General features: G+C 72.7%; 11 protein-coding genes. 3 read left to right on the forward strand and 8 right to left on the reverse strand.

Annotated features, from left to right (window positions below):
- Positions 1-390 precede the first annotated feature (390 nt).
- Positions 391-1,683 (forward strand): M14 family zinc carboxypeptidase, encoded by a 1,293-nt coding sequence (locus OG504_RS13935; RefSeq protein ID WP_405990115.1) that lies wholly within the window; start codon positions 391-393, stop codon positions 1,681-1,683.
- Between the two features lie 22 nt (positions 1,684-1,705).
- Here the strand turns inward: OG504_RS13935 and OG504_RS13940 are convergent, their stop codons facing one another.
- The 3 genes from OG504_RS13940 to OG504_RS13950 all read right to left on the reverse strand — a co-directional run bounded on the left by OG504_RS13940 (position 1,706) and on the right by OG504_RS13950 (position 4,323).
- Positions 1,706-2,131, reverse strand: coding sequence for an SSI family serine proteinase inhibitor (locus OG504_RS13940; RefSeq protein ID WP_405990116.1), 426 nt, complete (start codon positions 2,129-2,131; stop codon positions 1,706-1,708).
- A complete protein-coding gene (locus OG504_RS13945; RefSeq protein WP_405990117.1) occupies positions 2,128-3,567 on the reverse strand; it encodes a M14 family zinc carboxypeptidase in 1,440 nt (479 codons plus the stop codon). The genes OG504_RS13940 and OG504_RS13945 overlap by 4 nt, the downstream gene beginning before the upstream one ends.
- 204 nt (positions 3,568-3,771) lie before the next feature.
- Complete coding sequence (locus OG504_RS13950) at positions 3,772-4,323, reverse strand: FHA domain-containing protein (RefSeq protein WP_405990118.1); 552 nt, start codon at positions 4,321-4,323, stop codon at positions 3,772-3,774.
- A gap of 173 nt (positions 4,324-4,496) precedes the next feature.
- Here OG504_RS13950 and treZ point away from each other — a divergent pair, with 173 nt between their 5' ends.
- Positions 4,497-6,242, forward strand: coding sequence for a malto-oligosyltrehalose trehalohydrolase (treZ, locus tag OG504_RS13955; RefSeq protein ID WP_405990119.1), 1,746 nt, complete (start codon positions 4,497-4,499; stop codon positions 6,240-6,242).
- 93 nt (positions 6,243-6,335) lie between these two features.
- Here treZ and OG504_RS13960 read toward each other — a convergent pair whose 3' ends face one another.
- The 4 genes from OG504_RS13960 to OG504_RS13975 form a co-directional block, all read right to left on the reverse strand.
- Entirely contained in the window at positions 6,336-7,274 is a 939-nt protein-coding gene (locus OG504_RS13960) for a phosphotransferase family protein (protein WP_405990120.1), read from the reverse strand.
- 44 nt (positions 7,275-7,318) lie between these two features.
- Complete coding sequence (locus tag OG504_RS13965; RefSeq protein ID WP_405990121.1) at positions 7,319-8,446, reverse strand: aminopeptidase P family protein; 1,128 nt, start codon at positions 8,444-8,446, stop codon at positions 7,319-7,321.
- A gap of 174 nt (positions 8,447-8,620) precedes the next feature.
- Positions 8,621-9,193 carry a PDZ domain-containing protein gene (locus OG504_RS13970; RefSeq protein WP_405990122.1) on the reverse strand — a complete coding sequence of 191 codons (573 nt, stop codon included), beginning with the start codon at positions 9,191-9,193 and terminating at the stop codon, positions 8,621-8,623.
- Positions 9,194-9,315: 122 nt separating this feature from the next.
- Complete coding sequence (locus tag OG504_RS13975) at positions 9,316-10,188, reverse strand: LysR family transcriptional regulator (protein WP_405990123.1); 873 nt, start codon at positions 10,186-10,188, stop codon at positions 9,316-9,318.
- Positions 10,189-10,276: 88 nt separating this feature from the next.
- On the opposite strand from OG504_RS13975, the gene OG504_RS13980 reads away from it, so the two are divergent.
- Positions 10,277-11,020, forward strand: coding sequence for a glutamine amidotransferase-related protein (locus OG504_RS13980; protein WP_405990124.1), 744 nt, complete (start codon positions 10,277-10,279; stop codon positions 11,018-11,020).
- Positions 11,021-11,040: 20 nt separating this feature from the next.
- Here OG504_RS13980 and cyc2 read toward each other — a convergent pair whose 3' ends face one another.
- Positions 11,041-13,194 (reverse strand): germacradienol/geosmin synthase Cyc2, encoded by a 2,154-nt coding sequence (gene cyc2 / locus OG504_RS13985; RefSeq protein ID WP_405990125.1) that lies wholly within the window; start codon positions 13,192-13,194, stop codon positions 11,041-11,043.
- Between the last annotated feature and the right edge of the window lie 58 nt (positions 13,195-13,252).

The following is a 13,252-nucleotide window of genomic DNA, read 5'->3' on the forward strand; positions in this document are numbered from 1 at the left end:
CTCGTACGGCCGTACGGGTGAAACAGGTATCCCGTGGTCCTGCGGCGTACGCGGACCGGCCGCACGCCGTAGGACCGTCCCGGCCACCGGCTCGCACCCGCGTACGGACCCGGGGTGCGTAGCGGGCGGCGGGCGTGCGGTGACGAACGGCAACGTCGGTGTTCTCGGTGCGGGGGTACGCGCGTGTGCACGACGGGGACGTCACCGGGAGTGAGCGCGAGCGCTCGCGAATCCCTCTGGAGAACCCCGGCCCCCTGCTGGCACCAACGCCCCTACCGGCTGCCGGTAAATGCTCCTGGGCGCCCCCGGTAGCCTCCCCCGCGGTCTCCTTGACAGTTCTCGGAGCCCGTGAAGTACTGCGATTGCGAAGCCGGGGCTGACTAATCGGGGGTGAGTCTCCTGCCGGAGTTGCGATACCCCAGTGTGACCGAACTGGTCTCGTCCGCAAGGGCGTTGGCCGCGCATCGGCCGGGCCTGTGCAGCCTGCGGCAGGTGGGCGTCTCCCGCGCGGGCAGGCCACTCCATCTGCTGTCCGTGGGGCACGCCCACCGGGCCGTCCTGGTGGTCGCGGGCGCCCACGCCAACGAGCCGACCGGCGGCTCCACTCTCCTCGCCCTGGCCGAACAGGCCGTACGGGACAGGGAGTTGAGGTCGGACACCTCCTGGCACTTCCTGCTCTGCGCGGATCCGGACGGGGCGAGCCTGCATGTCACGCCGGCGCCGCGCAGCCTGCTCGACTACCACCTGGGCTTCTACCGGCCGGCCGGGCCCGAGCAGCCGGAGTGGTCGCCGTCCGTGCTGCCGCCCGACCGACTGCCGCCCGAGACACGGGCGTTGACCCGGGTGATCGACGAACTGCGGCCCTACCTCCAGGTGACCCTGCACGGGACCGATCTGGGCGGCAGCTGGGTGCAGCTGACGAAGGACATACCGGGGCTGGCCGAGCCGTTCGCCAAGTCGGCGGCGGAGCTGCACATCCCGGTGGAGACGGGCGCCTCGGACGCGGCGGGCTGGCCCGCCTCGGGGCCCGGGGTGCATGTGATGCCGGCGCCCGGTTCGGACGTGGCGTACCCGAGCATGCCGGACGACGCCCGGCGCAGCACCTGGTACCACGCGCATCGCTACGGCGGCCTCACCGCGGTCGTGGAGGTCCCGATGTGGGCCAGCGACCTGGTGGACGACCCGGCACCGCATCCCGCCCCGGCGGCGGCGATACGGCGGCTGGCGCGCCGCCTGCTGCGGGACACGCGGGAGGTGGAGTGGGTCCTCGCCGACGCGCTGCCGCGCCTCAAGGGCGTCGACACACCGCTGCTGCGGGCCGCGAAGTGGGCCCTGGAGCTGGTGCCCGGCCTGGCCGCGGACTGGATGCACACACGGCCGGCCGACACGACGATGGCGTACGTCGGCAGCGTGGACGCGTTCGGGCGCCGGCTGCCGTTGCGGGCGGCGGCGATGCTGCTGCGGGTCCTGCGGGAGACCGACGACCGCGCGGCACCCCTGCTCGAACACCTCGTGACGACCTGGAGCGACGCCTTCGCGGAGCGCTTCCGGGCCCGCTGGGTGCCCCTGGAGCACCAGGTCGAGCATCAGTCCCGCACGGTCGTGGCGGCGGCGCTGCACGCGCGCGAGCAGGCGGGCGGATTCGGGGACGCCCCACGCGTGCGTGCCCAACGCTCGGCCTGACGCCGCCCGTTCGGCCCGCGCCTCAGGTGTCCAGCGCGAAGACCTCTCCGGTGTGCGCCGCCATGGCGCACCCGTTGGAGAACGTCCTCCCGTAGTCGACCGGACGCCCCTTCCATTCCCCGCGCGCGTGGGCGGTCACCGGGGCGTAGATCATCGGGCACATCACGCCCTTGGCCGGGATGGCGTCGATGTCGCCGCCCGCCGCGCCCAGTTGGGCACAGGCCTCGGCAGCGTGGGCGTGCCCCTGGGGCGGGTCGCACAGGAGCAGCGTCCCGCGTGTGTCACTGGACCGGCTGTCGCCCCGGGTGACGGTGAGGTAGAGCCAGTCGCCCCGGACACCGTGGTGGGGCGCGGTCGCCTGGGCGGGTGACTGTCCGGCGGCGAGGAGCACAAGTGCCGCCGCGAGCAGGGCACTCCGGAGAACGGTCGATTTCGAGGTACAGGTCATTCCTGGTGCATCGGCACCGCGGTCTCCGAACCCCACCCCGGCTCACCCGAACGGGAGCACACGGGCGCGTGCCGCCGGGCCAGTTCGAACGCGCTGAGCACCACGCGCGACTGGTACTCGACCTGGCGCGCGACCGAGATCCAGCGTGCCCCGCAGCCGTCGCGGTAGTCGGCGCACCACTGGTCGATCAGCCGGTCCAACTCCGGGAGCACACCGGCCGGATCGCTCCCGGAGGCGGCCACGAGCTGGTACAGCAGCCCCGCCGTCCGCAGCGCCAGCCGCCGCCCCGCGATGCGCAGGGCGGCCAGGTGGGCCGTGTTGAGCGGTGGCAGCGGGCGGGCCGCGCCGGTGTCGACGTCGGGGTCCCACGCGTCGGCGAGCCCGGGGATCACCAGTAAATAGTCGTCGACCGGGGCGAGCAGCCGCGCCGCGTCGGACACGACGAGGGTCCGGGGACGCGTCTCGGCGGTGTCCCGCGCGGGCGGTACCACCGGGTCGGCGGCGGGCCGCGGCCAGGCGTCCCTCAGCCCGACGCCCGTCCCCGTCTCGGTACCGCCCTGCACGAACGGCCGTATCCGCGCGAGGAGTTGTTCCAGGATGCGGCTGTCGTGGCGCAGGGTGTGGCTCACGGTGCGGAGGAAGGCGTCCGCGTCGGCGGGCGGTGCGCCGTTCTCGACGCCGGTCACGCCCCACATCGGCGCCTCCACGACCGCGGTCACCGTGCCGTGCCGGTGCGGGTGGTACCAGGTGGACTCGACGGCGGCCTCGGTGATGGCCGCGGCGAGGTCGCCCGGGCGCGGTGGCGGGATGCGGTAGACGGCGGGGCCGAGGCTCGGCCAGTACAGGGTGTCGTAGGGGCCGAGTTCGCGCGGGATGCCGAGGCGGGTCGCCGTGTGGGCGACGCGGCGGGCGAGGCCCGGGAGGTCGCGGGTCAGCTCCACGAAGCCGCCGCCCACGTCGACACCGTGCAGGGAGCACTGGAGGAAGGGCCGGAGTTCGTCCTGGACCTCCAACAGGGCGCGCGTTTCCGGGAGTCGGGCGCCTGCCGCGCCGTCGGGCAGCCACTCGGGCTGTTCCAGGAAGCCGGGCCGGAAGAAGTTCCGGAAGTACCGGCCGAGGGTGTACGGGCCGGGGAGCCAGCCCTCGTTGCGGCGCGAGCCGTCGGGGTCGAGGCACAGCAGCAGGTTCCAGGTGGCGTCGGCGCCCTCGCTCAACCGGGGGTCGGCGAGGACCCGTTCGGCCAGCCGCAGCACCGTCGCGCCGCCCACCGGCTCGTTGGCGTGCGGTCCGGCGACCACGAGGGCCTGACGGCTGCCGTGGCCCACGGAGAGCAGCCACAGGGGTGTACCGGCGCGGGAGGTGCCGACGCGGCGCAGCCGGGCGTCCTGGGGACGGCGGGCGACGAGCGCGGCGGCCTGGGCGGCCAACTCGTCCACGGACGGGTAGCGGAGGAGTGGCGGCAGGGCACACCTCCACAATTGTGGTGCCGTCGGTTCACCTGATGTGCATGGTGTACGCACAGTCAGTCACGGCGTACGGGGTACGTCAACACCGCCGTACGCAAAGGGATTTCACGCACACCCAAGATCGCCACATCGGGTAATGCCCAGGCCAGAGGTGAGGTGGGGCGGTGTTCCGGCTCAGGTGCCGGAGATCCGGAACGTCATCCGGCCGAAGCCGATCTGGTCGCCCTCGCGGACGACGGCCGCGCCGGTCACCCGTCGGCCGTTGACCGTCGTGCCGTTGGTCGAGCCGAGGTCGCGCAGGACCCACATGCCGCCCTGGCGGCTGAGTTCGGCGTGCACCCGGGACACCGTCTCGTGGGTCAGGCGCAGCCCGTTGGCCGGGTCGCGGCCGATGCGCAGCGGATACCCGTTGCCCGGGTGGGGCAGCAGCAGCTTGGGGAGCCGCTCGGCCTGCCAGGCCCTCCGGAGCCGTACGGTGAAGCCGGAGACGGCCTCCACGGTGCCGAACAGCAGCCGGGAGAGGCGGCTTTCGGTGGGCAGGTCGGCGGTGAGCGGCACGAGGTCCTCGGACCGGCGGGCGGCCAGTGCCAGCTCCATGCGCCGGATGAACGTGTCGTGGGACAGCCGCCCCATGGCGACGCCGTCATGGAGGACCTTGAGCGCCTTGTCGCGCTCCGCGTCGGACAGCCGCGCGGGGTACGTGTGGAACTCGAAGGACGACGTCACGCTCGTGATTGTCGGGCAGTGAACCCCGGGTGTCCAGAAGACGCGGAAACGGCACGCACGCGCGTGAAGATGACGACACCTGCGCCAAAGGGACGGATTCAAAAGCGGATTGATCTCGTTTGAAGCACGATGGACGGGCTACATCCCGGTGAGCAGACGAAGGGGAACCGTCCGTGCAGTTCGAGGTGTGGGCACCAGAGGCAGACCGTGTGACGCTCCATTGCGAGGGCGCCACGCGCGCGTTGGAGCGCGATCCCGAGCGCGTGGGGTGGTGGAGCGGCGAGGCGGAGGCGGAGGACGGCACGCGATACGCGTTCTCGGTGGACGACGGCCCGCCACGGCCCGACCCGCGCTCGCGCCGCCAGCCGGACGGCCCGGACGGGCTGAGCGCGGTCGTCGACCACGAGCGGTACGCGTGGCGTGCCGCGTGGTCCGGACGCCCGCTGCCCGGAGCGGTGCTCTACGAGCTGCACGTCGGCACGTACACACCCGAGGGCACCCTGGACGCGGCCGCCGACCGTCTCGGCCATCTCGTCGAACTGGGCGTCACGCACATCGAGTTGATGCCCCTGTGCCCGTTCCCCGGCCGCAACGGCTGGGGCTACGAGGGCGTCTCCCTGTGGGCCGTGCACGAGCCCTACGGCGGCCCCGAGGGACTCAAGCGGTTCGTCGACCGGGCTCACGAACTGGGCCTGGGTGTCGTGCTCGACGTGGTGCACAACCACCTCGGCCCGTCCGGGAACTACCTGCCCGTGTTCGGCCCCTACTTCACGGACACGCATCAGACCCCCTGGGGCAGCGCGGTCAACCTGGACGCGCCCGGCTCGGACGAGGTGCGCGCGTTCCTGCTGGGCAGCGCGCTGGCGTGGCTGCGCGAGTACCGGATCGACGGGCTGCGACTGGATGCGGTGCACGCGCTGCAGGACACGCGCGCGTGCCACTTCCTGGAGGAACTCTCCGCCGCCGTCGACGCGTTGGCCGCCGAGACGGGCCGGCCGCTGTTCCTGGTCGCCGAGTCCGACCTGAACGACCCGCGCGTGGTGACCTCCCGCGCGGAGGGCGGCCTGGGGCTGCACGCGCAGTGGAACGACGACTTCCACCACGCCCTGCACACCGCGGTGACCGGTGAATCGCAGGGCTACTACGCGGACTTCGCGCGGGCCCCGCTCTCGGCCATCGCCAAGACGCTGACCGGCGGCTACTTCCACGACGGCACCTATTCGAGCTTCCGCGACCGGCACCACGGCCGCCGCCTGGACCGCACGCGGGTGGCCGCGCACCGGCTGCTCGGCTACAGCCAGACCCACGACCAGGTCGGCAACCGCGCCCAGGGGGACCGCCTTTCGGCCTCCCTCTCCCCCGGGATGCTGGCCTGCGCCGCCGCGCTGACCCTGACCGGGCCCTTCACTCCGATGCTGTTCATGGGCGAGGAGTGGGCCGCGGGCACGCCCTGGCAGTTCTTCACCGACCACACCGACCCGGACCTCGCGGAGGCCGTACGGCAGGGCAGGCGACGGGAGTTCACGTCGCACGGCTGGGCCGCGGAGGACGTACCCGACCCGCAGGACCCGGCGACCCGCGACCGCTCCTGCCTCGACTGGACGGAGCCGCAGACCGAGCCCCACGCGCGCGTGCTGGCCTGGTACCGCCGGCTCATCGCGCTCCGCCACCAGGAACCCGACCTCACGGACCCCGACCTCACCGACACGAAGGTCGCCTACGACGAGGACGCCCGCTGGCTCGCGCTGCGCCGCGGAGACGTACGCGTCGCGGTGAACCTCGGCAAGGAACCGGCCGCGATCCCCCTGGGCACGCGCCCGGCGGAGATCCTGGCCGCGTGGGAGCCGGTGGAGGTGCCGGGGGCGGACGGGATGCTACGACTGCCCGGGGAGTCGTGCGTGGTGCTGGCACAGGCGTAAACGCTTGCGCAATCGTTTACGGACGGCTGACGCAAACGCTCGCGCAATCGTTTGCGAAGCGCCGGCGTAAACGCTTGCGCGAACGTTTACGCGCTACAACTCCCCGTCCCCTTCCCTGAGTTCGGTCACCCGCTCCAGCAGGATCGCCTCCCAGCTGCGGCGCAGTTGGGTCCTGAGGAGCGGGACGGGTCCGGCGTCGCGGCCCTTGAGGCAGTCGGCGAGGCGGACGACGGTGTCGCAGCGGGCGAGCCAGAGGCCGCGCAGGCAGGGGCGGGCGCCGTAGCCGGCGAGGGTCGCGGCGCGTACGGCGGCGGGCGAGCCGACCGCCAGAGCGAGTCCGGCGATGTCCTCGGCGGGGTCGCCGAGGGCCGCGCCGGTCCAGTCCAGGACGCCGCGGACCCGGCCGTCGGTGCTGACCACCAGGTGTTCGCCCTTGAGGTCGTGGTGGACGAGGACCGCGCTGCCGGGCTGTGCGGCTAGCTGGATCGCGCCGGGCTGGGTGAGCTGGTGGAGGCGGGCGGCATCGAACTCGTCGGCGGCGGCGAGCCGTTCGGCGGCCTGCTCGGCGGCGCGGCGCAACTCCTCCAGGGAGCGCGGTGCGGTGCGCGGGATCCCGAGCGACTCGGCCTGCCGGGCGGGCACCTCGCGCAACCCGGTGAGCAGCCCGGCCAGGTCGGCCTCACCCACGGCGGAGACGTCCTGGTCCTCGCCGGACCGGCCTGGCACCTTGGTGTCGAGCGTGTAGGTGAGCCCGGGCGCCCACTCGCCGTGCGCCACGCTCGTCGGAACGGCGACGGGGAGATACGGCCGTACGAGGTCGCGCAGGCGCAGTTCACGGCGTTGCCGCACGGTGGCCGCACGGTTCGGGGCGAGGCGCAGCACGTGGCGGGAGCCGACCCACCAGGTGTCGTGCTCGCCGCCCTCGGCGACGGGCCTGATCTCGGGTCCGGCTCCGTCGGCCGTGCCGTCCTTGAGCAGGGAACGGACCAGCTGGCGGACGGTGTCCGCGGTGGGTGTCGGTGCCTGGGTCATGGTCGGGCCGTCGCCGTTCGGGGTGTCGGGGCTCCTGGTCGTCGTCAGTCCACCAGGGCCATCTCGCGGGCCGTGTTGTTGAGCCGGCGGCCGCCGTGGTCGGTCACCGTGACGATGTCCTCGATGCGTACCCCGAAGCGGCCGGGCAGATAGATGCCGGGCTCCACGGAGAAGCACATCCCGGGCACGAGGGGCTGTTCCTCGCCCTCGATCATGTACGGCGGCTCGTGCGTGGTGACGCCGATGCCGTGGCCGGTGCGGTGGATGAAGTAGGGGCCGTATCCGGCGTCGTCGATGACCGCGCGGGCGGCGCGGTCGACCTCCTGGCAGGCGACTCCGGGGCGCACCGCGCGGAAACCGGCCTCCTGGGCCTCGCGGACCAGGTCGTGGACGCGCTGTTCCTCCTCGGTGGGTTCGCCGACGTGGACCGTGCGCGAGGTGTCGGAGCCGTAGCCGTCCTTGAGGCCGCCGAAGTCGAGGACGATCATGTCGCCCTGCTGGATGACGCGGTCGCCGACCTCGTGGTGCGGGTTGGCTCCGTTGGGGCCCGAGGCGACGATCGTGAAGTCGACCTGGGAGTGCCCGAACTGCCGTAGCAGATCGGCGAGATCGGTGCCGACGTCGGACTCGCGGCGGCCGGCGAAGGGAACCTTCCGGATCTCCTCGTACGTTGCGTCAGCGGCCGCTCCGGCGGCCGCCATGAGGTCCAGTTCCGCCGCGTCCTTCACCGCGCGCAGCATCGGCAGTGCGTCGGTGAGGGAGGCGTAGGTGGTGTCGGGCAGCGTCTTCTGGAGTCCGAGCAGGTGCATGGACCAGGCGTTGTCGCTGATGCCGAAGCGGCCGGTCGCGTCGAGGAGGGCGGCTGTGGCGGCGTAGGGGTCCTTGCCGTCGGTCCAGTCGCGCAGGGTGAGGGCGTCGGCGCCGGGTGCCTTGGCCGCGTCGGGGGCCTCCAGGGTGGGCACGACGAGGACCGGGGAGCGGCCGGGGGCCAGGACGAGGACGGTGAGCCGTTCGGTGATCGCGGTGGGCGCGTAGCCGGTGAGCCACACCAGGTCCGGTCCCGGAGCGACCAGGAGCCCCACGAGACCGGCGTCGGCGGCGGCCCGCGCGGCGCGGTCCATGCGGGTCCTGTAGTCGGCGGCGGTGAAGGGCGCGGGCGTGCTACCGGTCATTCAGGCCTCCGAGGTCGGACGGAACGGAGCTACGGTCAGCATCCTGCCCGGACCCGGAGGGCCACGCGAGCCGATCGGCGGGACTTCCCCGGTCCGGGCATCGCGCTCGGGGCGCTCCCGGCCGGCGTCGGCGTCACGTCGTGGGCCGTCTCCAAGGGGACGCGCGACGCCGTGTCAGACGACGTACCCGGGGACCACGGTGAACTGCTGGAAGCCGCCGCTGTGGTGCCGCACGGTGATGGTGACCTCGTCCCCGGGATGGGCACGCGCGACCGCGCGCGAGAGGTCGGCCGCCGAGTCGACCCGGGTGCCGCCGAACGTGAGCAGCACGTCGCCGCGGATCAGGCCGGCCGTGTAGCCGGGACCGGGGATGTGGACGCCGACGACCAGGGCGCCCGCCTTCTCCGCGTCCACGGCCTCCACGCCAAGTGTCGCGCCGATGGGCGAGGGCGACGGGCTCGCGGAGGACGCGGACGGGCCGGGCGAGTCGGCCGTCCGCGCCGGCTGGTGGGCCGCCTGGCGCTGCATCTCGGCGAGTTTGCTCATGCCGATCACCGTGGCGCCGACCGTGCCGAGCCCGACCCCCGACAGCACCAGGACGGTCCCGACGAACAGGCCGAACAGCAGGGTCACCAGCCGTCGGCCGCGGCGCCGCGCGGCGTGCGGGCGGCGGGTGGGGCCGGGCTTGGTGCCGCCGCCGGGTTCCTGCCCGGGCATCGGCTTGGGACGCAACGCAGTCTGTTCCATGGATCGCCTCCGGCAGATGATCTACCCGGCGCACCGGCGCCCGACGTGCCACGAACGAGTGAGACTGACCGAGGGTCAGGAGAGGGAAGGCCCTGCCGCGCATCGCACGCGCGCGTGCCGCCTCACTCCCGTTCCCGCTCCACCAGGCGCCCCACCAACCGCGCCGCCGCCCCTCGCGGCGCTCCCCCGTACACCAGTTCCGTACGGTGCACGACGCGTGGTTCGGCGAGCGGGACGGCGACCGCGCCCGGTACCCCGGTGGCCGCCGAGCGGGGCAGCAGGGTCAGGCCGTGGCCCGCGGCGGCGAGGGCCACCAGGACGCGGATGTCGGTGCCGTCGTAGCGCAGGGCCGGGCGGAAGGCGCCGCCCCCGTTCGCGGCGCGGAGCCGCGCGAGGGGCACGCCCGCGTCGGGGGCGTCGAGCCAGCGTGCGGCGGCGAGATCACCGAGGTGCAGGGCGGGGCGGCCGGCCAGCGGGTGGTCGTCGGGGAGCAGGACGCAGACGGGTTCCTCGGCGACGCCGTGGGTGGTCAGCGGGGCCACGTCGGGCAGCCGGAGCGGATCGTTGGGGGCCGCGATCCCGTCGACCAGGCCGAGGTCCGCGGTGCCGGTGGCGACGGCGACCGGCACCTCGTCCCGGGTGAGCACGCGCAGCGTCACGCCCGCGCGCGGGAGGGCTGCCAGGACGCGTGGCCCGAGTGCGGTCGGCGCGGTGGCGAGGGTGAGCCCGCGTTCGGGTGCGGCGGCCATCCGGACGACGTCCGCGCGGGCGGCGTCCAGGCGCAGCAGCAGCGGGCCCGCGTGTTCGAGGAGCCGCTCGCCCGCCGAAGTGGGCGTGACGGGACGGCGGTTGAGCAGCGGGGCGCCGAGGTCCTGTTCCAGGGCGGCGATGTGCTGGGACACCGCGGACTGGGTGTAGCCCAGCTCGCGCGCGGCCTCCGAGAAGGAGGCGAGCCGGGCCACGGTGACGTACGTACGCAGGAGGTGCGGGTCCACGGAGGACAGCATCCCATCAGTTCCGCTTATGGAGAGAGCAGGAATCATCGTTGGACGTGAACATCGGGTCGCGCCCAGGATGAACGGCATGACGAACACCGCAGATCAGACCGCACGCACCGCCCGTATCGCCCTGGTCGGCGACCGCTCCCCCAACGTCGTCTCGCACAGCCGCCTCCCGCTCATCCTCGACGCCCTCGCCGAGCGCGACCGGCTCGTCCTCGACGCCTACTGGATCCCGTCCGAGGACGCCGAGGCACCGGACGCGGTGCGCGGGTTCGACGCCGTGTGGGTGCTGCCGGGCAGCCCCTACCGCAGCGAGGCCGGTGTCCTGTCCGCGATCCGCACCGCGCGCGTGGAGGGCGTTCCGTTCCTCGGCACCTGCGGCGGTTTCCAGCACGCGCTCCTCGAGTACGCCCGTGCCGTGTGCGGGCTGACCCGGGTCGCGCACGCCGAGAACGACCCCGACGCCGAGGACCTCCTCATCGAACCGCTGGCCTGCTCCCTCGTCGGTCACGAGGCCGCCGTCACGATCGAACCGGGCTCGCTCGCCGAGTCCGCGATCGGCTCGGAGCGCACGGTCGAGCGCTACTTCTGCTCCTTCGGCCCGACCCGCCACCTCGACACCCTGCGCGCGCACGGTCTGCGCTTCTCCGGACACGACGAGGACGGCCACGTCCGGATCGCCGAACTCCCCGGCCACCCCTTCTTCCTGGCCACCCTCTTCCAGCCGGAACTGGCCGGCGACGGCTCGCGCCCGCATCCGGTGGTCCGAGCGCTGGCGCGAGCCGCGGTCGCCCACGCGGGCCGGGCGGAGCACCAGCCCTCCTGACCCGCCGCGGCCCCTCCCGCTCAGCCGAACGGCAACGCCGGCACCCGGTCCGGCACGAACCCGTGTGAACGCCTCGCCAGGTACTCGGCCTTGTAGCGGTCGACCTCGCTGTGCCAGTTCAGGATGCCCGCCATCCAGTGCTGGAGGTCGGTCACATAGCCCTTCATGATCTCGCGGGCCTCGTCCGAGAGGCCGAAGTCGTCGTAGACGATGGGCAGTTCGTTCGCGGCGACGTGTTCGAATTGGTGCATGCGCTGGGTCATCAGGTCGTGGACGACGCCGAGTGCGGTCGGGTAGTCGATGCCGAAGAAGTTCTGCACGACGAGGATCGCGTTGTGGACCTCGCCCTCGTACTCGATCTCCTTCTGGTAGGAGAAGACGTCGTTGAGGAGGCAGGCGTAGTCGATGGCCGCGTTCTCCAGGGCGCGGACGGGGCCGGTGCGGTAGACCTCGGGCGGGACCTTCGGGCCGTGGCCCATCCGGCACATGCTGAGGGTCAGGTCGGAGCCGAAGGTGGCGCGGCGCATCTCCAGGTAGTCGATCGGGTCGGGGACGCGGTGCTGGATCTGGTTGGACAGCTCCCAGACCCAGCTCTCGGTCATCTTGTTGATCGCGGTCTTCAGGGTGCGCCGGTCGTCCAGGGGCATCTCGGCGGTCGTGAGGGCCCACAGGTCGATGAGTCCGCGTTCCATGCCGTTGACCGGCACGATGACCGCCGGTCCCTCGACGGGCATGCAGTCCGAGAGGCGGGCGGTCGTGACGCGGGCGGCGGCGAGGTCGCCGCGGATGCCGTAGACGAGGGGGTAGTAGTCGTCACCGTAGGTCCCCCAGGCGAGCCAGCGGGAGCTGAGGTCGAGGGCCGCCTCGGTGGCGTCGGGGTCGATGCCGGCGGAGCAGAGCGGGAGGTCGGCGGCGGCGAGTTTCCCCTCGTCCCAGACGCCCTCCTCCAGGATGCCCATCGCGTGTGCCCAGTCGACGAGGCGGACGCGGGCGCCGTCCAGGTGCGGGCTCAGTTCGACCTCGAACGGCATGTAGAAGTCGGGGAGTTGGGACGGTCCGACCTTCTGGAAGGGCACGTGTGTGTAGGCGCGCAGCCGTTCGGCGCCTGCCGCGGCGAGCAGGGCGCCGATGTCGGCGGCGGAGGTGCCGATGCCGGTCGGGCCGTTCAACGGCGAGTTGTCGAGGGCGCCTTCGTTCATGTAGCGGCTGGAGCGCAGGTGCCATTCGTGGCCCCCGGACTGCCAGTCCTGGAGGCCCTGGGCGTAGGCGGCGACGGCCCTGACCTCGTCCGGGGTGAGACCTTTCTCCAGGGCCACGGCGGGCACTTCGGTGAACGCGGTGTGCTCGAACTGGTGGAGCCGCGAGGTGAGGACGTCGTTGACGGTGTCGGCGGCCTCCTGGGTGGTGCAGCCGAAGAAGGTCTCCAGGACGAGCACGCCGTTGCTCAGCTCGCCCTCGTCCTCGACCTCCCGCTGGTAGGAGAAGAGGTCGTTGCGCAGGTGGACGCCGTCGGAGAAGGTCTCCATCAGCACCCGCAGCGGCCGCTCCTCGGCGACGGACGCGGGCACTTCGGCGGTCGCGTACTCCACGAGCCCCGCCGACCAGGGCGCGCCGCCTACCTTGCGGCGCATCTCGATGTACTCGACGGGGTTGGCGACCCGCCCCTCGTTGATGTTGGACAGCTCCCACAGGGACTCGTTGAGCAGATGCTCGGTGGAGACGGCGAAGCGGCGGCGCCAGTCGACGGACATCGAGGGCACCGTGCGCGCCCACAGGTCGGCGAGCCCCGCCTCGACCGGATTCTCCGGCTCCGGTACGGGAGTCGACAGGTCCAGCGGCATGAACAGCGGCAGCCGGTCCAGGTACGCCTTGCCGCCTGCGCGGTCCTGGCTGCGCTTGAAGGTCTCCAGGAAGTGGTCGTCGAAGAAGAACACCCACACGTACCAGTCGGTGATCAGCGACAGGGCGGACCCGTCGCAGTCGGGGTGGGTGTAGGCGCAGAGCAGGCCGTAGTCGTGCGCGTCGAGGTCGGCCTGCTCCCAGATCCCGGAGCCCTCCAGCATGCCCATCTCGCGGGCCCACACGGAGGAGTGGGCGCGGGCCTCGTCCAGATGCGGGTTGAGGCGCGCGGGATACGGCATGTAGAAGTGCGGGAGTTCGAACGGCTGGGTCATGGCCGGGCCCTACCCGCGGCCCTCAACACCCATCCCGGGCAAGGGACATGATCACACC

Origin of the sequence: Streptomyces sp. NBC_00986 (genome assembly GCF_045162565.1) — a bacterium.
Classification (GTDB): Bacteria; Actinomycetota; Actinomycetes; order Streptomycetales; family Streptomycetaceae; genus Streptomyces.

Coding starts and splice junctions, on each gene's coding strand:
- OG504_RS13970 (WP_405990122.1), bottom strand. CDS start 9,193: ATGGAACAGACTGCGTTGCGTCCCAAGCCGATGCCCGGGCAGGAACCC.
- OG504_RS13965 (WP_405990121.1), bottom strand. CDS start 8,446: ATGACCGGTAGCACGCCCGCGCCCTTCACCGCCGCCGACTACAGGACC.
- cyc2 (WP_405990125.1), bottom strand. CDS start 13,194: ATGACCCAGCCGTTCGAACTCCCGCACTTCTACATGCCGTATCCCGCG.
- OG504_RS13980 (WP_405990124.1), top strand. CDS start 10,277: ATGACGAACACCGCAGATCAGACCGCACGCACCGCCCGTATCGCCCTG.
- OG504_RS13940 (WP_405990116.1), bottom strand. CDS start 2,131: ATGACCTGTACCTCGAAATCGACCGTTCTCCGGAGTGCCCTGCTCGCG.
- OG504_RS13960 (WP_405990120.1), bottom strand. CDS start 7,274: ATGACCCAGGCACCGACACCCACCGCGGACACCGTCCGCCAGCTGGTC.